At 70.8% G+C, this 24,087-nt stretch carries 25 protein-coding genes; 19 read left to right on the forward strand and 6 right to left on the reverse strand.

The window, feature by feature from the left end; all coding sequences use genetic code 11:
• Positions 1-74: 74 nt before the first annotated feature.
• Positions 75-590, reverse strand: coding sequence for a DUF664 domain-containing protein (locus ACIGHB_RS04490; protein WP_399909489.1), 516 nt, complete (start codon positions 588-590; stop codon positions 75-77).
• On the reverse strand, positions 590-1,000 hold the full coding sequence (locus ACIGHB_RS04495) for a DUF1992 domain-containing protein (RefSeq protein WP_360310393.1): 411 nt from the start codon (positions 998-1,000) through the stop codon (positions 590-592). The genes ACIGHB_RS04490 and ACIGHB_RS04495 overlap by 1 nt, the downstream gene beginning before the upstream one ends.
• Before the next feature lie 139 nt (positions 1,001-1,139).
• Here ACIGHB_RS04495 and ACIGHB_RS04500 point away from each other — a divergent pair, with 139 nt between their 5' ends.
• A complete protein-coding gene (locus ACIGHB_RS04500) occupies positions 1,140-1,997 on the forward strand; it encodes a M23 family metallopeptidase (protein ID WP_399909491.1) in 858 nt (285 codons plus the stop codon).
• A gap of 110 nt (positions 1,998-2,107) precedes the next feature.
• Here ACIGHB_RS04500 and ACIGHB_RS04505 read toward each other — a convergent pair whose 3' ends face one another.
• Positions 2,108-2,311: a cold-shock protein gene (locus ACIGHB_RS04505; RefSeq protein WP_030235313.1), complete on the reverse strand. Its 204-nt coding sequence runs from the start codon at positions 2,309-2,311 to the stop codon at positions 2,108-2,110.
• 285 nt (positions 2,312-2,596) lie between these two features.
• Between ACIGHB_RS04505 and ACIGHB_RS04510 the strand changes: the two genes are divergently transcribed.
• The 3 genes from ACIGHB_RS04510 (at position 2,597) to ACIGHB_RS04520 (ending at position 5,524) form a co-directional block, all read left to right on the forward strand.
• On the forward strand, positions 2,597-3,460 hold the full coding sequence (locus ACIGHB_RS04510; RefSeq protein ID WP_360310397.1) for a menaquinone biosynthesis protein: 864 nt from the start codon (positions 2,597-2,599) through the stop codon (positions 3,458-3,460).
• 242 nt (positions 3,461-3,702) lie between these two features.
• Positions 3,703-4,917 (forward strand): cyclic dehypoxanthinyl futalosine synthase, encoded by a 1,215-nt coding sequence (gene mqnC / locus ACIGHB_RS04515; RefSeq protein ID WP_360310399.1) that lies wholly within the window; start codon positions 3,703-3,705, stop codon positions 4,915-4,917.
• 7 nt (positions 4,918-4,924) lie between these two features.
• Positions 4,925-5,524, forward strand: a complete 600-nt coding sequence (locus tag ACIGHB_RS04520) for an imidazolonepropionase-like domain-containing protein (RefSeq protein WP_399909495.1) — start codon at positions 4,925-4,927, stop codon at positions 5,522-5,524.
• Here the strand turns inward: ACIGHB_RS04520 and ACIGHB_RS04525 are convergent.
• Positions 5,509-6,291: a hypothetical protein gene (locus ACIGHB_RS04525; RefSeq protein WP_399909496.1), complete on the reverse strand. Its 783-nt coding sequence runs from the start codon at positions 6,289-6,291 to the stop codon at positions 5,509-5,511. The two genes, ACIGHB_RS04520 and ACIGHB_RS04525, sit on opposite strands and share 16 nt — an antisense overlap.
• A gap of 8 nt (positions 6,292-6,299) precedes the next feature.
• Positions 6,300-6,803, reverse strand: a complete 504-nt coding sequence (locus ACIGHB_RS04530) for a SigE family RNA polymerase sigma factor (RefSeq protein WP_360310405.1) — start codon at positions 6,801-6,803, stop codon at positions 6,300-6,302.
• A 274-nt stretch (positions 6,804-7,077) separates the two neighbouring features.
• On the opposite strand from ACIGHB_RS04530, the gene ACIGHB_RS04535 reads away from it, so the two are divergent.
• The 3 genes from ACIGHB_RS04535 (at position 7,078) to ACIGHB_RS04545 (ending at position 9,781) form a co-directional block, all read left to right on the forward strand.
• Positions 7,078-7,773, forward strand: coding sequence for a demethylmenaquinone methyltransferase (locus ACIGHB_RS04535; protein ID WP_399909499.1), 696 nt, complete (start codon positions 7,078-7,080; stop codon positions 7,771-7,773).
• 68 nt (positions 7,774-7,841) lie between these two features.
• A complete protein-coding gene (locus tag ACIGHB_RS04540) occupies positions 7,842-8,414 on the forward strand; it encodes a hypothetical protein (protein ID WP_399909500.1) in 573 nt (190 codons plus the stop codon).
• 80 nt (positions 8,415-8,494) lie between these two features.
• Positions 8,495-9,781 carry a geranylgeranyl reductase family protein gene (locus ACIGHB_RS04545; RefSeq protein ID WP_360310411.1) on the forward strand — a complete coding sequence of 429 codons (1,287 nt, stop codon included), beginning with the start codon at positions 8,495-8,497 and terminating at the stop codon, positions 9,779-9,781.
• 79 nt (positions 9,782-9,860) lie between these two features.
• Here the strand turns inward: ACIGHB_RS04545 and ACIGHB_RS04550 are convergent, their stop codons facing one another.
• Positions 9,861-10,829 carry a C40 family peptidase gene (locus tag ACIGHB_RS04550; RefSeq protein ID WP_360310413.1) on the reverse strand — a complete coding sequence of 323 codons (969 nt, stop codon included), beginning with the start codon at positions 10,827-10,829 and terminating at the stop codon, positions 9,861-9,863.
• 693 nt (positions 10,830-11,522) lie between these two features.
• Here ACIGHB_RS04550 and ACIGHB_RS04555 point away from each other — a divergent pair.
• The 12 genes from ACIGHB_RS04555 to nuoL are packed head-to-tail and all read left to right on the forward strand — an operon-like array spanning position 11,523 to position 24,086.
• Positions 11,523-11,882 carry an NADH-quinone oxidoreductase subunit A gene (locus ACIGHB_RS04555; RefSeq protein WP_007490928.1) on the forward strand — a complete coding sequence of 120 codons (360 nt, stop codon included), beginning with the start codon at positions 11,523-11,525 and terminating at the stop codon, positions 11,880-11,882.
• A 17-nt stretch (positions 11,883-11,899) separates the two neighbouring features.
• Positions 11,900-12,454, forward strand: coding sequence for an NADH-quinone oxidoreductase subunit B family protein (locus ACIGHB_RS04560; RefSeq protein WP_007383964.1), 555 nt, complete (start codon positions 11,900-11,902; stop codon positions 12,452-12,454).
• Complete coding sequence (locus ACIGHB_RS04565; RefSeq protein ID WP_399909503.1) at positions 12,451-13,182, forward strand: NADH-quinone oxidoreductase subunit C; 732 nt, start codon at positions 12,451-12,453, stop codon at positions 13,180-13,182. The genes ACIGHB_RS04560 and ACIGHB_RS04565 overlap by 4 nt, the downstream gene beginning before the upstream one ends.
• The gene (locus ACIGHB_RS04570; RefSeq protein WP_388866781.1) at positions 13,179-14,501 is read left to right on the forward strand and encodes an NADH-quinone oxidoreductase subunit D; all 1,323 of its coding nucleotides are present in this window, start codon (positions 13,179-13,181) and stop codon (positions 14,499-14,501) included. The genes ACIGHB_RS04565 and ACIGHB_RS04570 overlap by 4 nt, the downstream gene beginning before the upstream one ends.
• Positions 14,498-15,253, forward strand: coding sequence for an NADH-quinone oxidoreductase subunit NuoE (gene nuoE / locus ACIGHB_RS04575; protein WP_399909505.1), 756 nt, complete (start codon positions 14,498-14,500; stop codon positions 15,251-15,253). Before ACIGHB_RS04570 ends, nuoE begins: the two co-directional genes overlap by 4 nt.
• The gene (nuoF, locus tag ACIGHB_RS04580; protein ID WP_360310421.1) at positions 15,253-16,602 is read left to right on the forward strand and encodes an NADH-quinone oxidoreductase subunit NuoF; all 1,350 of its coding nucleotides are present in this window, start codon (positions 15,253-15,255) and stop codon (positions 16,600-16,602) included. The genes nuoE and nuoF overlap by 1 nt, the downstream gene beginning before the upstream one ends.
• Positions 16,599-19,088, forward strand: a complete 2,490-nt coding sequence (locus tag ACIGHB_RS04585) for an NADH-quinone oxidoreductase subunit G (RefSeq protein ID WP_399909507.1) — start codon at positions 16,599-16,601, stop codon at positions 19,086-19,088. The genes nuoF and ACIGHB_RS04585 overlap by 4 nt, the downstream gene beginning before the upstream one ends.
• Before the next feature lie 29 nt (positions 19,089-19,117).
• Positions 19,118-20,455, forward strand: coding sequence for an NADH-quinone oxidoreductase subunit NuoH (nuoH, locus tag ACIGHB_RS04590; protein WP_360310510.1), 1,338 nt, complete (start codon positions 19,118-19,120; stop codon positions 20,453-20,455).
• Positions 20,448-21,026, forward strand: coding sequence for an NADH-quinone oxidoreductase subunit NuoI (nuoI, locus tag ACIGHB_RS04595; protein ID WP_399909509.1), 579 nt, complete (start codon positions 20,448-20,450; stop codon positions 21,024-21,026). The genes nuoH and nuoI overlap by 8 nt, the downstream gene beginning before the upstream one ends.
• Entirely contained in the window at positions 21,023-21,883 is an 861-nt protein-coding gene (locus ACIGHB_RS04600) for an NADH-quinone oxidoreductase subunit J (RefSeq protein ID WP_360310425.1), read from the forward strand. Before nuoI ends, ACIGHB_RS04600 begins: the two co-directional genes overlap by 4 nt.
• Positions 21,880-22,179, forward strand: coding sequence for an NADH-quinone oxidoreductase subunit NuoK (nuoK, locus tag ACIGHB_RS04605; RefSeq protein WP_360310427.1), 300 nt, complete (start codon positions 21,880-21,882; stop codon positions 22,177-22,179). The genes ACIGHB_RS04600 and nuoK overlap by 4 nt, the downstream gene beginning before the upstream one ends.
• Positions 22,180-22,190: 11 nt before the next feature.
• Positions 22,191-24,086, forward strand: a complete 1,896-nt coding sequence (gene nuoL / locus ACIGHB_RS04610) for an NADH-quinone oxidoreductase subunit L (protein ID WP_399909511.1) — start codon at positions 22,191-22,193, stop codon at positions 24,084-24,086.
• Position 24,087: the final 1 nt, after the last annotated feature.

Below are 24,087 nucleotides of genomic sequence, written 5' to 3' on the forward strand. Positions count from 1 at the left end.
CTCGCCGGAGCCGGACGGGTTACGCCCGCGCCACCCCTCCCCACCCACCCCCCGACCCGGCGCCGGCCCGGCCATCACCCACGGCCCCGCCGCTCCACCACCCCCCGCACATACCCCGCCTGCCCCGCGTGCTGGAGGTCCTCCGCGAGCACCGAGACCAGCCGGACGCCCAGCGTCACCGGCGGGTCCCAGGCGGTGTCGACCACCCGGTCCAGGTCCGCGTTCGTCACCGGGGCCAGCAGCTCGGCGGTCCGCTCGTGCACGGCGTCGTGGTAGCCGAGCAGCAGCGCCTCCGTCGCCCGTACGTCCCCGACCTGGGCGGACGTATGGCCGTAGCCCGTCGCGGCGGGCGGGAAGGGCAGTCCGAAGCGGTCCCGCCAGCCGTCGGAGCGCCACAGCTGCTCCGTGTCGAAGGCGCCCGCAAGGTGGTCGTCCTGGATGCGGGTGAGGTGCCAGACGAGCCAGGCGATCGAGTTGGCGTCCGGGTCGATCCGGGCGGCCAGGTCCTCCTCGCCGAGGCCCGTCACGGCCTCGTGGACGGCCTCCCGGATCCGGCCGAAGGAGTCGAGCAGCAGGCCGGCACTGTTCATCACGCCCCCTTGGGGTCGCGCGCCTCCCGCCACCGGGTCAGCTCCGCCTCGACGTCGAAGGGCGTCAGGTTCAGCGGCGGGCCGGCCGGCGGGCGGCGCAGGGCTTCCGCGATCTTGGTGTTGATCTCGCCGAGGATCCGCCGGACCTGGCTCTCCGAGGCGGCCTCCAGGACCGCCGCGGCCGCGTCCTCGGCCTCCTTGCGCAGCTGGAGGGCCGGCGGCAGCGCCGACATCCCCTCCCGGTGCATCTTCTGCTTGATCCACCACAGCTCGTCGTAGGGCGCGGCGTCGTTCGGCAGCGGCTTGCCGAAGCCCGCGAGCTTCCGGAAGTCGCCGCGCTCGGACGCCTCCCGGATCTGCTTGTCGACGAAGGACTCGAAGCTGACACCCGGCGGTTTCCGTTCGGTCATGTGTCCAGCGTACGTACCGGGGCCGCCGCGCATGTGGGGGACGCGGTCTTCTGCGCCGCCCGGACTTCCGGCACGCTGTGGTCCGTCACCGCTCGGTCAACGCGCGTATACCCCTGTCGCCCCACGTCACGGAGGACTCATGCGTCACCCGCGTACGACCCGTCCCTCGGCCCGGATCCCCGCCCTCGGCGCGCTCCTCGCGCTCCTCGCGGGGCTGCTCACCGTCCTCGGCACGGCGGGCACCGCCCATGCCGCGCCGCTCTTCAAGGCGCCGTTCCCCTGCGGCCAGAAGTGGACGTACGGCCACCACTCCGCCGAGGTCCGCCAGGCCCTCGACTTCGTCCGCTCCGACGGCGGCGCCACCGCCGGCGCCCCCGTCCTGGCCTCGGCCTCCGGCACCGCCTACCGCTACTCCCAGCCGTCCGGCGCCGGGAATTACATCGTGATCGACCACGGCGGCGGCTGGAAGACGTACTACTTCCACCTGAACGCCTACTCGGTGGCCCACGGCGCCGCCGTCTCCCAGGGGCAGCAGATCGGCACCACCGGCTCCACCGGCAACAGCTCCGGGGCCCACATCCACTACGAGCAGCTGTACAACGGCGCCGGCCAGTCCATCGTGATCAACGGCGTCTCGCTCGCGCCCTACCCGGGCTCGTACGGCTCCAAGCACCTGACCAGCGACAACGGCTGCTCGGGCGGCGGCGGGAGGTACTGGGTGGACACCTTCGCCAACGCCACCGGCTACGCCGCCGCGAACACCGGCGACGCCCAGGGCGTCCTGAACGCGGGCACGAACTACGTCTACTGCAAGGTCTGGGGCCAGGAGATCCGCGACGCCTCCGGCAACTACAACCACTGGTGGCTCCGCACCGACCTCGACACCGTCCACCCCGGGAAGAACGGCCGCGGCGCGTACGTCTCCGCCTACTACCTGTCCCGCTGGGGCAACGACGAGGCCCGCGACAACAACGGCACCACCATCCCCACCTGCTGAACCGCCTGAACCGCCCGGAAACGGGCAGGAGCCCCGCTCGTGCCGGCAGGCGGCACGGAGCGGGGCTCCTTGGGTACTGCTCTAGAAGATCTCGATCGCCACTACGGCGTTCAGATCGCGGTGACGTTCTCCGCCTGCGGACCCTTCGGGCCCTGGGTGACGTCGAAGCTCACCGCCTGGTTCTCCTCGAGGGAACGGAAGCCGTTCGCGTTGATCGCGGAGTAGTGGACGAAGACATCCGGGCCGCCGCCTTCCTGGGCGATGAAGCCAAAGCCCTTTTCAGCGTTGAACCACTTGACGGTTCCGGTAGCCATGAGCCCTCCTATGGGCCAAAGGGTCGCCCTGCTCCAGAACCTGCAAACAAGTCTGAAAACTACAAAAGCCTGCGGGTCACATGCTCCGCAGGCTCTGTACTGCAAGGGAAACCAAACTGCAACTTGCGTCGAGCGTAGCACGCAGCGTGCGCGACGCGATAGAGGGAAAGATCACGTCACCCGCATGTTTGATCCGGGTCCTGAGGAGCTGACGCGCCACGCCCGTGACAGGCCCGGATCTCCCCCGGCGACGTCCACCGTACGAGACGGGTCTAACCTCGCGATGTGGACCAGAACGACGAGCACCAGCGCAGCCGGCCCCGCGTCGGGCACATCCAGTTCCTGAACTGCCTGCCCCTCTACTGGGGGCTCGCCAGGACCGGGACGCTCCTCGATCTGGAGCTGACCAAGGACACCCCGGAGAAGCTGAGCGAGCGCCTCGTGCGGGGTGATCTCGACATCGGTCCGATCACCCTCGTCGAGTACCTCCGCAACGCCGACGAGCTGGTCGCGCTCCCCGACATCGCCGTCGGCTGCGACGGCCCCGTCATGTCCTGCGTGATCGTCTCCCAGCGGCCCCTGGAGGAGCTGGACGGCGCCCGCGTCGCCCTCGGCTCCACCTCCCGCACCTCCGTCCGCCTCGCCCAGCTGCTGCTCTCCGAGCGGTACGGGGTCGAGCCCGCCTACTACACCTGCCCGCCCGACCTGGGGCTGATGATGCAGGAGGCCGAGGCGGCGGTCCTCATCGGCGACGCCGCCCTGCGCGCCTCGCTGCACGACGCGCCCCGGCTCGGGCTCCAGGTCCACGACCTCGGCCTGATGTGGAAGGAGTGGACGGGCCTGCCGTTCGTCTTCGCCGTCTGGGCGGCCCGCAAGGACTACCTGGCGCGCGAACCGGAGACCGTCCACGACGTCCACCGCGCCTTCCTCGCCTCCCGCGACCTCTCCCTCGACGAGGTCACCAAGGTGGCCGAGCAGGCCGCCCGCTGGGAGGCATTCGACGCCGAGCTCCTGGAGCGCTACTTCCGCACGCTCGACTTCCGCTTCGGTCCCGAGCAACTCGCCGGAGTGCGGGAGTTCGCCCGCCGCACCGGACCGACGACCGGATTCCCCGCGGACGTGACCGTCGACCTGCTGCCCCCGGAATAGGCCGCCGCGCCGGGACGCTCTCCGCCCCGGGGGCAATCCCCGCACCGCACTTCCGCACCCGGTCAATTCGTGCCGCAATTCCCTTCCGGGACCCGCGTCACGCCCCCGCATTCCCTCCGCGGGATTAGTGCGAGGGAAGGTTCATCGGAAATTCACTCCCACGCGGACCCCGCCCCGGTCCCGTACCCGCGCTGGCGTACGCTGGTCCGGTCTGTCAGCAACCCTCCGAAAGGGACGAAACGGTGACCGAGAAGGCCGACCTCACGTCGTTCGATGTCACAGCCGTTCTCGACCGTGCCGCCGCGGGCGGCCGGATCACCCCCGAGGAGGCGCTCGACCTGTACCGCTCGGCGCCCCTGCACGCCCTCGGCGCCGCCGCCGACGCCGTGCGCCGCCGCCGCTACGCCGGTACCGAGCACATCGCGACGTACATCATCGAGCGGAACATCAACTACACGAACGTCTGCGTGACGGCGTGCAAGTTCTGCGCCTTCTACGCCGCCCCCAAGGACACCAAGAAGGGCTGGACCCGCGACCTCGACGACATCCTGCGCCGCTGCGCGGAGACGGTCGAGCTCGGCGGCACCCAGATCATGTTCCAGGGCGGCCACCACCCGGACTACGGCGTCGAGTACTACGAGAAGCACTTCGCCGCCATCAAGAAGGACTTCCCGCAGCTCGTCATCCACAGCCTGGGGGCGAGCGAGGTCGAGCACATGGCGCGGATCTCGAAGGTGTCGGTCGAGGAGGCCATCACCCGCATCCACGCCGCCGGCCTCGACTCCTTCGCCGGAGCGGGCGCGGAGCTCCTCCCGGAGCGCCCCCGCAAGGCCATCGCCCCGCTCAAGGAGTCCGGCGAGCGCTGGCTGGAGATCATGGAGATCGCCCACGGACTGGGCGTCGAGTCCACCTCCACCATGCTCATGGGCACCGGCGAGACCAACGCCGAGCGGATCGAGCACCTGCGGATGATCCGCGACACGCAGGACCGGACGGGCGGTTTCCGGGCCTTCATCCCGTACACGTACCAGCCCGAGAACAACCACCTCAAGGGCCGCACGCAGGCCACCCTCTTCGAGTACCTGCGGATGATCGCGATCGCCCGGCTCTTCCTCGACAACGTCGCCCACATCCAGGGCTCGTGGCTGACCACCGGCAAGGAGGTCGGCCAGCTCTCCCTGCACTACGGCGCCGACGACCTCGGCTCGATCATGCTGGAGGAGAACGTCGTCTCCTCCGCCGGTGCCAAGCACCGCTCCAACCGCCTGGAGATCATCGACCTGATCCGCAAGGCCGGCCGCGTCCCCGCCCAGCGCGCCACCACCTACGAGCACCTCGTCGTCCACGACGACCCGGCGAACGACCCGGTCGACGAGCGCGTCGCCTCGCACATCTCCTCGGTGGCCATCGAGGGCGGCACGGCCCACCCCGAGCTGAAGCTCCTCGACGCGAACTGAGGCCCCTGTGCTGACCCTGCACGTCGCCGAGGCGTCGCCGGAGACGGCGGTCCTCGTCGACGGCGCCCGGATCGCCGCCGTCGGCCCCTACGAGGAGCTGGCGGACGCCTACCAGGACGCCCGCCTCCGGCGCTGGCCCGGCATCCTCACGCCCGGTCTGCTCAACCCGTACGCCCCCGAGCTCCTGGAGCGGACCTACCACCCGGACCCGCGCGAGGCCGACGCGTACGGCACCGCGCCGATCACCGGGGAGCGCGCGGCGGAGCTCTTCCGCGCAGACCCCGCCCGGCTCGGCGCCAGCGCCCGGCGCGGCGTCCAGCGCATGCTGGCCCACGGCACCGTCGCGGTCGCCGGGGAACTGCGCTCCCGGGCCGCCGCCGACGCGGTCCGCCGCGCCGGCCTCGCGACCGGCCGCCGCCCCGAGGTCCTCCCCGGCCCGCCGGCGCTCTCCCCGGCCCCGCTGATCCTGCTCCCGCGCCTGGCCCCCGGCGCCCCGGCCCGCTTCGCCGTCTTCGACGTCCCCGACACGGCGACCCTGGTCCGCCGGGGCGCCTCGACGTGCGTGGCGACGGTCATCGAGGGGCGGCTGGTCTACCGGGCGAAGTGATGGCCCACGCCTTCCGGCAGGCTGGGGAAGTCAGCGTCCACGAACATGGGGTCGAGCGCCGGGTCGTTCTCCTCCATCGGGTGCGCGTCCGCCTCCTTCACGAGCTCCACGAAGCGCGGGTCGCGGGTGAGGGGGAAGAGCTCGGACGCCGAGACCGGAACGTCCGTCGTCACGGGCTTCGGGAAGTCGGCCGGCGAGAACGGAACGTCCGAATCGTCGTCGTACACGATGAGGGCCACCTCGCTCCGGTGGTACATGTAGCGCGCGTGCACCCGGCCGTTGAGCTCGCTGACCGACTCGCGCCTCAGCTCCGGTGCCTTCTGCCAGAGGGACGAGTCCGCCGCCCGCCGCACCGACACGACCATGCGGAAGGTCTCGCCGCCCACCTGGAACCGGTACTCGCTCACCCGGTCGCCCTCGGGCCGCACCCCGGTGACCTTCGCCGGCAGCCGCTCGTCCAGCAGTGCCGCCATCTTCCGCCGGTACTCCTCCCGGAACGCCCGCTCCTCCTCGGGCAGATCCTGCCCGCCCACGGTCGACGCGGCCGGCACCGCCACCCCACCGCCGGCCCCCGGCAGCAGCGTGAGGCCCAGCGCCCCCGCCGTCACCACGGCGAAGGCGGCCGTGCCGGCCGCGAGCCGGGAGCGGGCCCGGCGCCTGCGCCCCTCGCGGACCGCGAGCGGCGCGAGATCGGGCAGCGGCGGCAGCCCGTCCGCCGACCGGTCCATGGCGTCGCGCAGCAGAACGATGTCGTCGATGTCTTCCACGGTGGACCTCAGCTTTCTGTCAGGGAGAGCCCGGCGTCGGCCAGGCGTTCACGGAGCCGGGCGAGGGAGCGCGAGCACTGGCTCTTCACGGTGGCCTCGCTGCACCGGAGCAGCTCCGCCACGGACGCCACGCTCTGGTCGTCCCAGTAGCGCAGCACGACCATCGCCCGCGCCCTCGGCGGCAGTTCGGCGAGCGCGGCGAGCAGCGTGACGCGCAGGTCGGCGTGGTCGGCGGCGGGCTGCGGCACGGTGCCGCCGGTGCGGGTCAGCGCGAGCAGGTCCCGCAGCCGGCGCCGCCGCTCCGCCAGGAACGTCCGCGTCAGGACCTTCTTGGCGTAGGCGTGCGGATGGTCGGCCGCGCCCGCCCGCCTCCACTGCTGGTACAGCTTGGCGAGCGTGGTCTGGGTGAGGTCCCGCGCGCCCTCCGCGTCCCCACAGAGCAGGTACGCCGTCCGGTACAGCCGCTGCTGCGCCGAGCGGGCGAACTCCTCGAACCCGGTGTCCGTCGCCACGTCCGGTCCGGCCCCCCGCCGCACGCCCGGCCCCACGTCCGGCCCCACGTCCGGTCCGACGCCAGGCCCCCCACCCGGCCCCACGTCCGCCTCCGCCGCCACGGGTCCCACCCTCGTCGTCGACACTGCCGTCCCCACCCCTGCTCCCTCGCTTCCGCACAGCGCTTCCGGAGAACGCTTCCGAAGAGCGCTTCCGACCGTCCTTGAGCACCCCCGGGCCCGAAAGGTTGAAGCGGTACGGGAAGAGTTTCGGGCGGCTGCTTGAATGGGTTCCGTGACCCGAGCCAACCTGGACAAACAGCCGCACGAAGTCGCCTCCATGTTCGACGACGTGGCGGCCAACTACGACCTCACCAACGACGTGCTCTCGCTCGGCCAGGACCGCAGGTGGCGCAAGGAGGTCGCCAAGGCGGTCGACGCGCGCCCCGCGCAGAAGATCCTCGACCTCGCCGCCGGCACCGCCACCTCCTCGCAGCCCTTCGCGCGGGCGGGCGCGTACGTCGTCCCGTGCGACTTCTCGCTCGGCATGCTCCGCGTCGGGAAGCAGCGCCACCCGTGGATGCCGTTCACCGCCGGCGACGGCACGAGGCTGCCGTTCAGGGACGACGTCTTCGACGCGGTCACCATCTCCTTCGGCCTGCGCAACATCCAGGACACCGAGCAGGCGCTGCGCGAGCTGTACCGGGTCACGAAGCCCGGCGGCCGGGTCGTCATCTCCGAGTTCTCGCACCCGACGTGGGCGCCGTTCCGCACGGTGTACGAGGAGTACCTGATGCGCGCGCTGCCGCCGGTGGCCCGCGCGGTCTCCTCCAACCCCGACGCGTACGTCTACCTCGCCGAGTCCATCCAGTCCTGGCCGGACCAGCCCACCCTCGCGGGCCTCCTCCAGAAGGCCGGCTGGTCCAAGGTGGCCTGGCGCAACCTGACCGGCGGCATCGTCGCCCTCCACCGGGGCTTCAAGCAGCCGTGACTCCCTGAGTACGCCGCTGAGTACCCGCGCCGATGCGGCGCGGGTCGCCGGCACCGGACGATCGGCCCATGCGCCTCCGCCGTCCGCCCCGCCCCGTCCGCCGCGCCCTCCTCGCCACCGCCGCCGGCGGCCTCGCCGTCCTGGCCGCCGCCGTGTGGTTCGGCAGGCCGTACCCCGCCGTCGACCCGGAGGCGGCCGCCGCGAGGCTGAAGACGGAGGCGGGGCGGGCGTACGACGAGGCGGGCCTGCCGCCCGGTACCGCGCCGCTCGCCGGCCGCGTGGAGACCGGCAGCTGCTACCACCGGGGTCTGCGCTCCCTCGCGCACATCGACGAGTCCCGCCGTGACGTCCACAGCTTCGTGCTGCGCTGGGAGGTGCGCGGGGTGTCCGCCGCCGCGGCCGGGGCGGGCCAGGACCGCACCAGGGCGAGGCTGGCCGCCGCCGGCTGGAGGCTCACCTCCGAGGACGTCTCCGACCGCGGCTTCCGCTTCGAGGACCCGGCCTCCGGGGACACGGTGAGCGTCGACTGGTACGAGCCGACGGGCACGTACGAGGTGCGCGCGTACGCGCCCTGCGGCCGGGTCCCGGACGGTTTCGACGCGTACGCCTGGCCGTCGGCGGAATGGCACCCGGAGCGGTAGCACCGCCCCTCCGCCCCGCTCCGCACGGCCCGCCCTAGACTTCCCTACGACCTCATCGCCGACCTTTCGGGAGATTCGCCGTGACCGAGAAGCCCCTCTCCGAGCACAGCGCTGATGTGATCGTCGTCGGGGCGGGCCCGGCCGGCTCCACCACCGCGTACTACCTGGCCAAGGCCGGTCTCGACGTGCTGCTCCTGGAGAAGACGGCGTTCCCGCGCGAGAAGGTCTGCGGCGACGGCCTCACCCCGCGCGCCACCAAGCAGCTCGTCTCCATGGGCATCGACATCTCCGAAGAGGCCGGCTGGCTGCGGAACAAGGGCCTGCGGATCATCGGCGGCGGCGTCCGGCTCCAGCTCGACTGGCCCGACCTCGCCTCGTACCCGGACTACGGCCTGGTCCGCAAGCGCGACGACTTCGACGAACTGCTGGCCCGGCAGGCGCAGAAGGCCGGTGCCCGGCTGTACGAGCGCTGCAACGTCGGCGCCCCGATCACCGACGCCCGCACCGGCCGGATCACCGGCGTCCACGCCAAGCTCGGCGAGGAGAAGGCCGAGGTCACCTTCCACGCCCCGCTGGTCGTCGCCGCCGACGGCAACTCGACCCGGCTGTCCCTCGCCATGGGCCTGCACCGGCGCGAGGACCGCCCGATGGGCGTCGCCGTCCGCACGTACTTCACGACGCCCCGGCACGACGACGACTACCTGGAGTCGTGGCTGGAGCTGTGGGACAAGCGGGGCGCGGAGGACCGGCTCCTGCCCGGCTACGGCTGGATCTTCGGCATGGGCGACGGCACCTCCAACGTCGGCCTCGGCATCCTCAACTCCTCCTCCGCCTTCCGCGAGCTGGACTGGCGCGAGGTGCTGAAGGCGTGGTGCGCCTCGATGCCGGAGGACTGGGGCTTCACCCCCGACAACATGACGACCCCGATCCGCGGCGCGGCCCTCCCGATGGCCTTCAACCGCCAGCCGCACTACACCAAGGGCCTGCTGCTCGTCGGCGACGCGGGCGGCCTGGTCAACCCCTTCAACGGCGAGGGCATCGCCTACGCCATGGAGTCCGGCCAGATCGCCGCCGACGTCATCGTCCAGGCCCACGCCCGCGCCACCCCCGCGCAGCGCGAGCTGGCCCTGCGCAACTACCCGCGGATCCTCAAGGACACCTACGGCGGCTACTACACGCTGGGCCGCGCCTTCGTGAAGCTCATCGGCAACCCGAAGGTCATGAAGATCGCCACCCAGCGCGGCCTGACCCACCCGGTCCTGATGAAGTTCACCCTCAAGATGCTGGCGAACCTGACGGACCCCACGGGCGGCGACGCGATGGACCGCATCATCAACGGCCTCTCGAAGGTCGCCCCGAAAGCCTGACGCCCCGGGAACCCCGAAGGGCCGTCGCTCCCCCGAGGAGTGACGGCCCTTCGTGTATACGGCGATGCGGTCCGCGCGGTCAGAGGACGCGGACGGCGCCCGACGGCGGGTCCCAGTCGAGCGAGCGCTCGACGACGCCGGTGGAGGAGTTCTGCGCGCCGACGTACTTGCCGCCGCCGACGTAGATGGCGACGTGGTACGAGCCGCTGCGGCTGCCCCAGTAGAGGATGTCGCCCGGCTGGAGGTTGCCCAGGGAGACGGAGCTGCCCATGCTCGACTGCTGGTACGAGATGCGCGGCAGGTCGATGCCGGCGGCGGCGTAGGCGGCCTGCACGAGACCCGAGCAGTCCCACGAGTTCGGGCCGGTGCCGCCGGTGACGTACGCGTCGCCGACCTGGGCGCGGGCGAAGGCCACGATCGAGGCGGCGGTGCCGGAGGGGGCCTGGGTCGACGACGAGTCGGAGGCGGAGGAGCCGCTGTCGTTCGAGGAGCCCGAGTCCGAGGAGGACGAGCCGGAGGACGACGAGCCGGAGGACGAGTCCGAAGCGGACGAACCGGAGGAGCCGGACGAACCCGACGCCGAGGTGGAGGTCAGCTGGGTGCGGGCGGCGTCGCGGGAGGCGCGGGCCTGCGCCTCGGCGCGGGCCTCGGCCTCGGCGCGCTCGCGCTCGGCCTTCGCCTCGGCCTCCTGGCGGGCCTTCTCGGCGCGCTCGGCCTCGGCCTTGCGGTCGGCCTCCGCCTTGGCCTTCTTGGCCTCCTTGGCGGCCTTCTGCAGGGCGGCGGCCTCCTGGGCCTCCAGGCTCTGGCCGAGGGCCTCCTGCTGGGACGCCTCGGCGGAGGCGGCCACGGCGCTGGAGAGGTCAGTGCCGAGCGATCCCAGCGTGGGCATCTCGATGGTCTCGGTCACCGGCTCGGCATTCGCCGGTCCGGCAGCACCGGCCACCGCGATGGTGCTGAGGACGCCACCGGCAACTCCGGCGCGGAGCGCGAGCTTGGAGGCGCTCCGGCGGGGCTTCCGGTGGCTGGGTATGTGAGCGGTGTGGGACATGGGTACAACCGCTATCAGGGCTTCACGGTTCCCTTCAAGAAACGTGGGTTGCGCCACAGTTACGACCGGAACTCCACAATCCGCTTCCTCGGCGCCCTTATTGACGCCGTAACGGGCAAATCGGGCGAGGCTCATTGCGCCCTTGATCATGGGTTTTCGATGAGATGCCCGAATTGCCCTTCGCTTACCACCTCTTGACGCCGATGGCCAAGCCCTGTTCTTTTCGGGCTCGGAAGGGGTGACGCAGGTCACACTTCCGTCTCGTGAACGCGTGCACACGGAGTCGGGGCGTCCACTTCCGTCCCGCCGGCCCCCCGGACGAGCGAAGCCCGTGCCTATATCACCCGGATGCGTCCACTGCCAATTTGCTTGCATGCTCCATCTCTTGATAGAGCGCCACCCGCTCCGACCAGCGATTTCCGGTCCGAATGTCACACCTGGTGATCACCTGGGCGCTTCACGCGACAAGATCACCGCTCATCCGACTTCATGATCCTTCGTCAGGTGGTGGAGATCACAAATCCGTTGGTGACTCCCGTGTCGCAGATCACAGAGGGGCGGGCTTAAGATACGCGGACGTCAGGCTTGTGAACTGCCTCACATGTGGGCGATCTTCCTGGAGGGTCGCCGCGGGGGCTCCGCGAGCCGGCAGTGCGGTCCAACGGTCAAGGACGACTGGAAGGAGCGAGGAGCGTGAATGCGTACGCGCCCATCCTCGTGCTCGGTGCCCTGGGTGCGGGGTTTGCGATCTTCTCCGTGGTCATGGCCACGCTAATCGGGCCAAAGCGGTACAACAGGGCGAAACTTGAGGCGTACGAGTGCGGTATCGAACCGACGCCCACTCCCGCCGGGGGAGGCCGCTTCCCGATCAAGTACTACCTGACGGCGATGCTCTTCATCATCTTCGATATCGAGATCGTCTTCCTCTATCCCTGGGCCGTCACCTTCGACGCCCTGGGGCTTTTCGGGCTCGTGGAGATGCTGCTCTTCGTGCTCACCGTCTTCGTCGCCTACGCGTACGTGTGGCGTCGCGGCGGCCTGGAATGGGACTGAGGGGCTGAGGAGCACCCATGGGACTCGAAGAGAAGCTGCCCAGCGGTTTCCTGCTGACCACCGTCGAGCAGGCCGCGGGCTGGGTCCGGAAGGCGTCCGTCTTCCCCGCGACCTTCGGCCTCGCCTGCTGCGCCATCGAGATGATGACGACCGGCGCCGGCCGCTACGACCTCGCCCGCTTCGGCATGGAGGTCTTCCGCGGCTCGCCGCGCCAGGCCGACCTGATGATCGTCGCCGGCCGGGTCAGCCAGAAGATGGCGCCCGTCCTGCGGCAGGTCTACGACCAGATGCCCAACCCCAAGTGGGTCATCTCCATGGGCGTCTGCGCGTCCTCGGGCGGCATGTTCAACAACTACGCCATCGTGCAGGGCGTCGACCACATCGTGCCGGTCGACATCTACCTGCCCGGCTGCCCGCCGCGCCCGGAGATGCTGATGGACGCGATCCTCAAGCTCCACCAGAAGATCCAGAGCTCCAAGCTCGGCGTGAACGCCGAGGAGGCGGCCCGCGAGGCGGAGGAGGCGGCGCTCAAGGCGCTGCCGACCATCGAGATGAAGGGTCTGCTCCGTTGAGCGACGAAACCCCGAACCCCGAGAAGGAGCTGAGCGCGCAGAACCTGCCCGGTCAGCGCGGTGACCACGGGGAGGAGGTACGGCTCCAGCGGGGCATGTTCGGCGCGAACAACGGCGGCGACACCTCCGGCTACGGCGGTCTCGTCCGCTCGATCCGCCTCCCCGGTCCCGCCTCCCGCCCCTACGGCGGCTGGTTCGACGAGGTCGCCGACGAGCTCGAAGGCGCCCTGGAGGAGCAGGGGCTCGTCCCCGGGAACGCCATCGAGAAGACGGTCGTCGACCGGGGCGAGCTCACCTTCCACATCGAGCGCGAGCACCTCGTCCGGGTCGCCCGCACCCTGCGCGACGACCCGGCGCTCCGCTTCGAGCTCTGCACCGGCGTCTCCGGCGTCCACTACCCGGGCGACAAGGGCCGCGAGCTGCACGCCGTCTACCACCTGCGCTCGCTCACCCACGGGCGGCTGATCCGGCTGGAGGTCTCGGCTCCCGACGAGGACCCGCGGATCCCGTCGCTGACGGACGTCTACCCGACGAACGACTGGCACGAGCGGGAGACGTACGACTTCTTCGGGATCGTCTTCGAAGGCCACCAGGCCCTCACCCGGATCATGATGCCGGACGACTGGCAGGGCCACCCGCAGCGCAAGGACTATCCGCTCGGCGGCATCGCCGTCGAGTACAAGGGCGCCCAGATCCCGGCTCCGGACCAGCGGAGGTCGTACTCGTGAACAGCACCGCATCCAGCCCCCGCGAAACGACCGAGGGTGCCGTCTACACGGTCACCGGCGGCGACTGGGACGAGGTCGTCCAGTCCGCGGCCAAGGCCGACGACGAGCGGATCGTCGTCAACATGGGCCCCCAGCACCCGTCCACCCACGGCGTGCTCCGGCTCATCCTGGAGATCGACGGCGAGACCGTCACCGAGGCCCGCTGCGGCATCGGCTACCTCCACACCGGCATCGAGAAGAACCTCGAATACCGGACCTGGACGCAGGGCACCACCTTCGTCACGCGCATGGACTACCTCACCTCGTTCTACAACGAGACGGCGTACTGCCTCGGCGTGGAGAAGCTGCTCGGCATCACCGACGACATCCCCGACCGGGCCAGCGTCATCCGGGTCCTGCTCATGGAGCTCAACCGGCTCTCCTCGCACCTGGTGTGCATCGCCACCGGCGGCATGGAGCTCGGCGCCACCACGATCATGATCTACGGCTTCCGGGACCGCGAGATGATCCTGGACCTGTACGAGCTGATCACCGGCCTGCGCATGAACCACGCGTACATCCGGCCCGGCGGCCTCGCCCAGGACCTCCCGCCCGGCGGCGTCGACGCCGTGCGCGAGTTCGTGAAGACCATGAAGAAGAACCTGCCGGAGTACGACAAGCTCGCCACCGGCAACCCCATCTTCAAGGCCCGCATGCAGGGCGTCGGCCACCTCGACCTCACCGGCTGCATGGCCCTCGGCGCCACCGGACCGATCCTCCGGTCGGCGGGCCTCCCGCACGACCTGCGGAAGACCGACCCGTACTGCGGCTACGAGGACTACGACTTCGAGGTCCCCACCGCCGACACCTGCGACTCCTACGGCCGCTTCCTCGTCCGCCTGGAGGAGATGCGCCAGTCGCTGCGGATCGTCGAGCAGTGCCTCGACCGCCTGGAGCCCGGCCCGGTCATGGTCGGCGACAAGAAGATCGCCTGGCCCGCCCAGCTCGCCCTCGGCCCCGACGGCCTCGGTAACTCCCTCGACCACATCAAGAAGATCATGGGCACCTCCATGGAGGCCCTGATCCACCACTTCAAGCTGGTCACCGAGGGCTTCCGGGTCCCCGCCGGCCAGGCGTACGCGGCCGTCGAGTCCCCCAAGGGCGAACTCGGCGTGCACGTGGTCTCCGACGGGGGCACCCGCCCCTTCCGGGTCCACTTCCGCGACCCGTCCTTCACCAACCTCCAGGCCATGGCCGCGATGTGCGAGGGCGGCCAGGTCGCCGACGTCATCGTCGCCGTCGCCTCCATCGACCCCGTGATGGGAGGCGTCGACCGATGACGGAGACCCCGACGACCGGGAACGTCAGCCTCGGGATGCCCCAGCTGCCCGCCCCCGCCTACCCGGACGACGTCCGGGCCCGGCTGGAGGAGGACGCGAAGGCGATCATCGACCGCTACCCCGGCTCCCGCTCCGCGCTCCTGCCGATGCTGCACCTGGTGCAGTCGGAGGAGGGCCACGTGACCCGTACCGGCATGCAGTTCTGCGCCGACCAGCTCGGCCTGACCACCGCCGAGGTCACCGCCGTCGCCACCTTCTACACGATGTACCGGCGCAGGCCGTCCGGCGACTACCAGGTCGGCGTCTGCACCAACACGCTCTGCGCGGTCATGGGCGGCGACGCCATCTTCGAGGAGCTCAAGGAGCACCTCGGCGTCGGCAACAACGAGACGACCGACGACGGCACGATCACCCTTGAGCACATCGAGTGCAACGCGGCCTGCGACTTCGCCCCCGTGGTGATGGTCAACTGGGAGTTCTTCGACAACCAGACCCCCGAGTCGGCCAAGAAGATGGTCGACGACCTCCGCGCGGGCCGCACCGTCGAACCCACCCGCGGCGCCCCGCTCTGCACCTTCAAGGAGACCGCCCGGATCCTCGCCGGCTTCCCCGACGAGCGCCCCGGCGCCGTCGAGGCCACCGGCGGCGCCGGACCCGCCTCCCTCGTCGGCCTCCGCCTGGCCAAGGGCGAGACCCCGCACACCCGAATCGTCCACCCGCGCGGCGAGGCAGCCGGTCAGGAGGGAGCGTGATGACATTGGCGGCCGAGATCAACAGCAGCAGCCCCGAGAAACTGCTCTCCCCGGTCCTCTCCGCCTTCTGGGACCAGCCCGACTCCTGGACCCTGGAGACGTACGAACGGCACGAGGGCTACCGGGGCCTGCGCAAGGCCCTCGCGATGAGCCCCGACGACCTCATCGCCTACGTGAAGGACTCCGGGCTCCGCGGACGCGGCGGCGCCGGCTTCCCCACCGGCATGAAGTGGCAGTTCATCCCGCAGGGCGACGGCAAGCCGCACTACCTCGTCGTCAACGCCGACGAGTCCGAGCCCGGCACCTGCAAGGACATCCCCCTCCTCTTCGCCAACCCGCACTCCCTCATCGAGGGCATCGTGATCGCCTGCTACGCGATCCGCTCCAGCCACGCCTTCATCTACCTGCGCGGCGAGGTCGTCCCCGTCCTGCGCCGCCTCCACGAGGCGGTCCGCGAGGCGTACCAGGCCGGCTACCTCGGCACGGACATCCTCGGCAGCGGGCTCGACGTCGAGCTCACCGTGCACGCCGGCGCCGGCGCGTACATCTGCGGCGAGGAGACCGCACTCCTCGACTCGCTCGAAGGCCGCCGCGGCCAGCCCCGGCTGCGGCCCCCCTTCCCCGCGGTCGCCGGCCTCTACGCCTGCCCCACCGTGGTGAACAACGTCGAGTCCATCGCCTCCGTTCCCGCGATCCTCGACCGCGGCAAGGAATGGTTCACCTCGATGGGCAGCGAGAAGTCCCCGGGCTTCACGCTCTACTCGCTCAGCGGGCACGTCGCCTCGCCCGGCCAGTACGAGGCCCCCCTCGGCATCACCCTGCGCCAGCTCCTCGACATGAGCGGCGGGATGCGCCCCGGGCACCGGCTCAAGTTCTGGACGCCCGGCGGCTCCTCCACCCCCATGTTCACCGACGAGCACCTCGACGTGCCGCTCGACTACGAGGGCGTCGGCGCCGCCGGCTCCATGCTCGGCACCAAGGCCCTCCAGTGCTTCGACGAGACCACCTGCGTCGTCCGGGCCGTCACCCGCTGGACCGAGTTCTACGCCCACGAGTCCTGCGGCAAGTGCACCCCCTGCCGCGAGGGCACCTACTGGCTCGTCCAGCTCCTCCGCGACATCGAGGCCGGCGAAGGGGAGATGGCCGACCTCGACAAGCTGAACGACATCGCCGACAACATCAACGGCAAGTCGTTCTGCGCCCTCGGCGACGGCGCCGCCTCGCCGATCTTCTCCTCGCTCAAGTACTTCCGCGAGGAGTACGAGCAGCACATCACGGGCAAGGGCTGCCCCTTCGACCCGGCCAAGTCGACCGCCTGGGCGGACAACCACAAGGAGGTGACGGCATGACGGTCACCACGGCCGGCCCGTCCGGCGGCGGAAGCCCGGCGGTACCGCCCGAGGACCTGGTCACGCTGACCATCGACGGCGCCGAGATCTCCGTCCCCAAGGGGACCCTGGTCATCCGCGCCGCCGAACAGCTCGGCATCGAGATCCCCCGCTTCTGCGACCACCCCCTCCTCGACCCCGCCGGCGCCTGCCGCCAGTGCATCGTCGAGGTCGAGGGCCAGCGCAAGCCGATGGCGTCCTGCACCATCACCTGCACCGACGGCATGGTCGTCAAGTCGCAGCTGACCTCGCCGGTCGCCGAGAAGGCCCAGCACGGCGTGATGGAGCTGCTGCTCATCAACCACCCGCTGGACTGCCCGGTCTGCGACAAGGGCGGCGAGTGCCCGCTGCAGAACCAGGCCATGTCCCACGGCCAGGCCGACTCCCGCTTCGAGGGCGTCAAGCGGACCTACGAGAAGCCGGTACCGATCTCCACCCAGGTGCTGCTCGACCGCGAGCGGTGCGTGCTCTGCGCCCGCTGCACCCGCTTCTCGAACCAGATCGCCGGCGACCCGATGATCGAGCTCGTCGAGCGCGGCGCCCTCCAGCAGGTCGGCACCGGCGAGGGCGACCCCTTCGAGTCGTACTTCTCCGGCAACACCATCCAGATCTGCCCGGTCGGCGCGCTGACCTCGGCGGCGTACCGCTTCCGCTCCCGGCCCTTCGACCTGGTGTCGACGCCGTCCGTCTGCGAGCACTGCGCCGGCGGCTGCGCCACCCGCACCGACCACCGGCGCGGCAAGGTCATGCGGCGCCTCGCGCAGGACGACCCCGAGGTCAACGAGGAGTGGATCTGCGACAAGGGCCGGTTCGCCTTCCGGTACGCGCAGCAGCGCGACCGGCTGACGACCCCCCTCGTCCGCAACGCGAACGGGGTCCTCGAACCGGCGTCCTGGCCCGAGGCGCTGGAGGCCGCCGCCCGCGGACTCGTCCGCGGCCGCAGCGCCGTCCTCGCCGGCGGCCGGCTCACCGTCGAGGACGCCTACGCCTACGCCAAGTTCGCCCGCGTCGCCCTCGACACCAACGACGTCGACTTCCGGGCCCGGATCCACTCCGGCGAGGAGGCCGACTTCCTCGCCTCGTACGTGGCGGGCCGGGGCCGGGACCTGGACGGGGCGGGGGTCACGTACACGACCCTCGAAGCCGCGCCGATGGTGCTGCTCGTCGGCCTGGAGGCCGAGGAGGAGGCCCCCGGCGTCTTCCTGCGGCTCCGCAAGGCGTGGCGCAAGCACGGGCAGAAGACGTACGCCGTCGCCGCCCACGCCACCCGAGGGCTTGAGAAGGCCGGCGGCACGCTGCTGCCCGCCGCCCCCGGCACCGAGACCGAGTGGCTCGACGCCCTCACCTCCCGGGTCGGCCTCGACTCCACCGGCTGGGCCGCCTCCGAGGCCCTGCGCCAGGAGGGCGCCGTCATCGCCGTCGGCGAGCGGCTCGCCGGCGTGCCCGGCGCGCTGACCGCCGCGCTCCGCGCCTCGGCCGCCACCGGGGCGGCGCTGGTGTGGATCCCGCGCCGCGCCGGCGAGCGCGGCGCCGTCGAGGCGGGGGCGCTGCCGAGCCTGCTGCCCGGCGGGCGGCCCGCGACCGACCCCCGCGCGCGTGAGGAGGTCGCCGCCGCCTGGGGCGTCCGCGAACTCCCGCACGGCTACGGCCGCGACACCGGCCAGATCGTGGAGGCGGCCGCCTCCGGCGAACTCGCCGGACTCCTCGTCGGCGGCGTCGGCGTCGACGACCTGCCCGACCCGGCACGCGCGCGTGAAGCCCTCGACGCGGCCTTCGTCGTCTCCCTCGAACTGCGCCCCGGTGCCGTCACCGAGCGCGCCGACGTCGTCCTGCCGGTCGCCGCGGTCGCCGAGAAGTCCGGCACCTTCCTCAACTGGGAAGGCCGCGTCCGGATGTTCGAGGCGGCGCTCAAGCCCGAGCAGATGACCCGCGCGCTCTCCCCGACCGACGCCCGGGTCCTGCACATGCTGGCCGACGCCATGGACGCCCACCTCGCCCTGCCCGACCTGAAGGCGGCCCGGCGCGAGCTGGACCGGCTCGGCCGGTGGACCGAGGACCGGGCCTCCGAGCCCACCGCGCACGCCGTCCCGGCCCCCCGGCCCGGCGACGACGAGGCGGTCCTCGCCGGCCACCGCCTCCTGCTCGACCTGGGCCGCCTCCAGGAGGGCGACACCGCCCTGGCCGGCACCCGCCACGCGGCGGTCGCCCGGCTCTCCGCCGCCACCGCCGCCGACACCGGCGTCAAGGACGGCGACCTCCTGGAGGTCACCGGCCCCGCCGGCGCGGTCGCCTTCCCGCTCCAGGTCACCGACATGCCCGACCGCGTCGTCTGGCTCCCCCTGAACTCGACCGGTCACGGTGTCCTCGCCGACACCGGCGCCCGCCCCGGCGACCTGGTCCGCATCGGACCGGCTGCCCCCTCGACTTCGACGGAGGTGCAGGCGTGAACACCCTCCTCGCCGCCGAGGACCTCTCCATGTTCGGGACGGACCCCTGGTGGCTCGTCGCGATCAAGGCCGTCTTCTGCTTCGCGTTCCTGATGGTCACCGTGCTCTTCTCCATCGTGTGGGAGCGCAAGGTCGTCGCCTGGATGCAGCTGCGCATCGGCCCCAACCGGCACGGCCCCTGGGGCCTCCTCCAGTCCCTCGCGGACGGCATCAAGCTGATGCTGAAGGAGGACGTGATCGTCAAGCGGGCCGACAAGGTCGTCTACGTCCTGGCCCCGATCGTCGCCGCCATCCCCGCCTTCATGGCCATCGCCGTGATCCCCTTCGGGCCGGCCGGCAACGAGGTGTCGATCTTCGGCCAGCGCACCACGATGCAGCTCACCGACCTGCCGATCGCGATGCTCTACATCCTCGCGGTCGCGTCCGTCGGCATCTACGGCATCGTGCTCGCCGGCTGGTCGTCCGGCTCCACGTACCCGCTGCTCGGCGGCCTCCGCTCCTGCGCGCAGATGATCTCGTACGAGATCGCCATGGGCGCCGCCTTCGCCTCCGTCTTCCTCTACTCCGGCTCGATGTCGACCTCGGCGATCGTCGAGGCCCAGCAGGACCGCTGGTTCGTGATCCTGCTGCCGGTGTCGTTCCTCATCTACATCGTGACGATGGTCGGTGAGACGAACCGGGCCCCCTTCGACATGCCGGAGTCCGAGGGCGACCTCGTCGGCGGCTTCAACACCGAGTACTCGTCCATCAAGTTCGCGATGTTCATGCTCGCCGAGTACGTGAACATGGTGACGGTCTCCGCCGTGTCGGTGACGCTCTTCCTGGGCGGCTGGCGGGCCCCGTACCCGGTCTCCACCTTCTGGGAGGGCGCCAACCACGGCTGGTGGCCGATGCTGTGGTTCGTCCTCAAGGTGCAGCTGCTGCTCTTCTTCTTCATCTGGCTCCGCGGCACCCTGCCCCGCGTCCGCTACGACCAGCTGATGAAGCTCGGCTGGAAGGTGCTCATCCCGGTCTCCGTGGTCTGGCTGATGCTGGTCGCCACCGTCCGGGCGCTGCGCAACGAGAACATCGCCTTCACCAACATCGTGCTGTACGTGGCCGGTGCCGTCCTGGTGGTGCTGCTGCTCTCCTTCGTGGCCGACCTCTTCCGCGACCGGAAGGGGAAGGGCGAGAAGGGCGCGGCGGCCGGGCCCGCCGACGAGCGGGAGTTCGACCCGATGGCCGGCGGCTTCCCCGTACCGCCCAAGCCCGGACAGTCCCTGCCGCCCGTGCCCCGGCGCAGGCCCCGACACCAGCGGGACCTCGTTGTCAGTGGTGGCCCCGATACTGCTACCGAGAGTGACGAAAGGGGGACGGATCGTGTCTGACTTCCAGAATCCGGTGGCCGGCTTCGGCGTGACCTTCAAGGCCATGTTCAAGAAGCGGCTGACCGAGCAGTACCCGGAGCAGCAGAAGACGACGGCACCCCGCTTCCACGGCCGGCACCAGCTCAACCGCCACCCGGACGGCCTGGAGAAGTGCGTCGGCTGCGAGCTGTGCGCCTGGGCCTGTCCCGCCGACGCCATCTACGTGGAGGGCGCGGACAACACGGACGAGGAGCGCTACTCGCCCGGCGAGCGGTACGGCCGCGTCTACCAGATCAACTACGCCCGCTGCATCCTGTGCGGGCTGTGCATCGAGGCGTGCCCCACCCGCGCGCTCACGATGACCAACGAGTTCGAGCTGGCCGACTCCTCCCGCGAGAACCTGATCTACACCAAGGAGCAGCTGCTCGCGGGCCTCGAGGACCGGATGGTCGACACCCCGCACGCGATCTTCCCCGGCATGACCGAGCAGGACTACTACCAGGGCCTGGTCGTCGAGGCCGCGCCCGGTACCGAGCGCCAGGTCGCCGTGTCCAAGGGAGAGAAGCCCGAGCAGGAGGGGGCGGACGCATGAGCGCGCTCGCGGCGTACACCACCTCCACCGGCGAGGCCGTCCAGTTCTGGGTGCTCGGCACCGTCGCCGTCGTCGGCGCGCTGTGCACCATCCTCATGAGGAAGGCCGTGCACTCGGCCCTCTGCCTGGCCGGCACGATGATCGTCCTCGCGGTCTTCTACCTGGCCAACGGCGCGTACTTCCTCGGCATCGTGCAGATCGTCGTCTACACCGGCGCGATCATGATGCTCTTCCTCTTCGTCGTCATGCTGGTCGGCGTCACGGCCGCGGACTCGCTGAAGGAGACCATCAAGGGCCAGCGCTGGTGGGCCGCGGCCTGCGGCCTCGGCTTCGGCGTCCTGCTCTTCGCCGGCATCGGGAACGCGGCCCTGACCGAGTTCGCCGGCCTCGGCGCGGCGAACGCGGCCCACGGGGGCAACGTGGAGGGCCTGGCGGCCCTCATCTTCACCAAGTACGTCTTCGCCTTCGAGATCACCGGCGCCCTGCTCATCACCGCGTCCGTCGGCGCGATGCTCCTCACCCACCGGGAGCGCACCGAGCGGGCCAGGACCCAGCGCGAGCTGGCCGAGCAGCGCGTCCGCGAGGGCAAGCACCTGCCGCCGCTGCCCGCCCCCGGCGTCTACGCCCGGCACAACGCCGTGGACGTGCCGGGCCTGCTGCCCGACGGCACCCCGTCCGAGCTCACCGTCATCTCCACCCTGCGCAAGCGGGGCCAGGTGCGGGACGTGTCGGGCGAGGCGCTCGCCGATCTCAAGGCCCTGGAGCAGCGCTCCGAGGAGCGGCTCGGACGCGACCGGGACGACGCCCGGGACGCCGCTCGTGACGACGCTCGTGACGGAGAGGAGGCCCATCAGTGAGCCCCGTCAACTACCTCTATCTCGCCGCCCTGTTGTTCACCATCGGTGCGATCGGGGTGCTGATCCGGCGGAACGCGATCGTGGTCTTCATGTGCGTGGAGCTGATGCTCAACGCCTGCAACCTCGCGTTCGTCGCCTTCTCCCGCATGCACGGCAACCTCGACGGCCAGATCATCGCCTTCTTCACGATGGTCGTGGCCGCCGCGGAGGTCGTCGTCGGGCTCGCGATCATCGTGTCCGTCTTCCGATCCCGCCACTCGGCCTCGGTCGACGACGCCAGCCTGATGAAGCTGTGAGGGGCTGAACCGTGGACAACCTGATTGCGCTGCTCATCGCGGCGCCCCTGCTCGGAGCGGCCGTCCTGCTGTGCGGCGGCCGCCGGCTCGACAAGACCGGGCACTGGCTCGGCACGCTCCTCGCGGCCGTCTCCTTCGTCATCGGCCTCGTCCTCTTCGCCGACATGCTCGGCAAGAGCGCCGACGACCGGGCGATGCACCAGCACCTGTTCACCTGGATCCCCGTCGAGGGCTTCCAGGCGGACGTCGCCTTCCAGCTCGACCAGCTGTCGATGACCTTCGTCCTGCTGATCAGCGGTGTGGGCACGCTCATCCACGTCTACTCGATCGGGTACATGGAGCACGACGAGCGGCGCCGCCGCTTCTTCGGCTACCTGAACCTGTTCGTGGCGGCGATGCTGCTGCTCGTCCTCGCGGACAACTACCTGCTGCTGTACTTCGGCTGGGAGGGCGTCGGCCTCGCCTCGTACCTCCTGATCGGCTTCTGGCAGCACAAGCCCAGCGCGGCCACCGCCGCGAAGAAGGCGTTCCTGGTCAACCGGGTCGGTGACATCGGCCTGTCGATCGCGATCATGCTGATGTTCACCACCTTCGGCACCTTCGCCTTCGGCCCCGTCCTGGAGTCGGCGAGCGAGACCTCCGAGGGCACGCTGACCGCGATCGGCCTGATGCTGCTCCTCGCCGCCTGCGGCAAGTCGGCCCAGGTGCCGCTGCAGTCCTGGCTCGGGGACGCGATGGAGGGCCCGACCCCGGTCTCGGCCCTCATCCACGCGGCGACCATGGTCACCGCCGGCGTGTACCTGATCGTCCGCTCCGCCGACATCTTCAACGCGGCGCCGGACGCGCAGCTCGTCGTCACCATCGTCGGCGCGGTCACGCTCCTCTTCGGTGCGATCGTCGGTTGCGCCAAGGACGACATCAAGAAGGCCCTCGCCGGCTCGACGATGTCGCAGATCGGCTACATGATCCTGGCGGCCGGCCTCGGCCCCATCGGCTACGTCTTCGCGGTCATGCACCTGGTGACGCACGGCTTCTTCAAGGCCGGGCTCTTCCTCGGCGCCGGTTCGGTCATGCACGGCATGAACGACGAGGTGGACATGCGGAAGTACGGTGGCCTCAGGAAGTACATGCCGGTCACCTTCGTCACCTTCGGCCTCGGCTACCTCGCCATCATCGGCTTCCCGGGCCTGTCCGGCTTCTTCTCCAAGGACATGATCATCGAGGCGGCCTTCGCCAAGGGCGGCACCGAGGGCTGGATCCTCGGCGGGGTCACCCTGCTGGGCGCCGCCATCACCGCGTACTACATGACGCGCGTGATGCTGATGACCTTCTTCGGCGAGAAGCGCTGGCAGCCCGACGAGAAGGGCGAGCCGCCGCACCCGCACGAGTCCCCGAAGTCCATGACGATCCCGATGATCCTGCTGGCCTTCGGCTCGGTCTTCGCGGGCGGCATCTTCGGCATCGGCGACCGGTTCGTGAACTGGCTCGCACCCGTCACCGAGTACGAGCACGGCCACCCGCCGATCAGCGCCATGGCCGTCACCTCGGCCACGGTCGCCGTGATGGTGATCGGCGTCGGCCTGGCCTGGCTCCAGTACGGCCGCCGGCCCGTGCCGGTGGTCGCCCCGCGCGGCTCGCTGCTCACCCGGGCGGCCCGCCGCGACCTGCTCCAGGACGACTTCAACCACGCCGTCTTCGTCACCGGCGGCACCCATCTGACCCGCTCGCTGGTCTACGTCGACCACAGCCTCGTGGACGGCGTGGTCAACGGCACGGCGGCGAGCGTCGGCGGGCTCTCGGGCCGGCTGCGCAAGCTCCAGAACGGCTACGTCCGCTCGTACGCGGTCTCCATGTTCGGCGGTACGGCGGTCCTCATCGCCGCGACCCTGCTGATGAGGGCGGTGTGAC

Origin of the sequence: Streptomyces sp. NPDC085460 (assembly GCF_044541975.1) — a bacterium.
Lineage (GTDB): Bacteria > Actinomycetota > Actinomycetes > Streptomycetales > Streptomycetaceae > Streptomyces.

Bases quoted from the DNA above. Each gene is read 5' to 3' on its own strand.
- nuoE (WP_399909505.1), top strand. From the start codon at position 14,498: ATGACGGAGACCCCGACGACCGGGAACGTCAGCCTCGGGATGCCCCAG.
- ACIGHB_RS04505 (WP_030235313.1), bottom strand. From the start codon at position 2,311: ATGGCTACCGGAACCGTCAAGTGGTTCAACGCTGAAAAGGGCTTTGGC.
- nuoH (WP_360310510.1), top strand. From the start codon at position 19,118: ATGTTCGGGACGGACCCCTGGTGGCTCGTCGCGATCAAGGCCGTCTTC.
- ACIGHB_RS04600 (WP_360310425.1), top strand. From the start codon at position 21,023: ATGAGCGCGCTCGCGGCGTACACCACCTCCACCGGCGAGGCCGTCCAG.
- ACIGHB_RS04495 (WP_360310393.1), bottom strand. From the start codon at position 1,000: ATGACCGAACGGAAACCGCCGGGTGTCAGCTTCGAGTCCTTCGTCGAC.
- ACIGHB_RS04500 (WP_399909491.1), top strand. From the start codon at position 1,140: ATGCGTCACCCGCGTACGACCCGTCCCTCGGCCCGGATCCCCGCCCTC.
- ACIGHB_RS04585 (WP_399909507.1), top strand. From the start codon at position 16,599: ATGACGGTCACCACGGCCGGCCCGTCCGGCGGCGGAAGCCCGGCGGTA.
- ACIGHB_RS04540 (WP_399909500.1), top strand. From the start codon at position 7,842: ATGCGCCTCCGCCGTCCGCCCCGCCCCGTCCGCCGCGCCCTCCTCGCC.
- ACIGHB_RS04490 (WP_399909489.1), bottom strand. From the start codon at position 590: ATGAACAGTGCCGGCCTGCTGCTCGACTCCTTCGGCCGGATCCGGGAG.
- nuoF (WP_360310421.1), top strand. From the start codon at position 15,253: ATGACATTGGCGGCCGAGATCAACAGCAGCAGCCCCGAGAAACTGCTC.
- ACIGHB_RS04560 (WP_007383964.1), top strand. From the start codon at position 11,900: ATGGGACTCGAAGAGAAGCTGCCCAGCGGTTTCCTGCTGACCACCGTC.
- ACIGHB_RS04550 (WP_360310413.1), bottom strand. From the start codon at position 10,829: ATGTCCCACACCGCTCACATACCCAGCCACCGGAAGCCCCGCCGGAGC.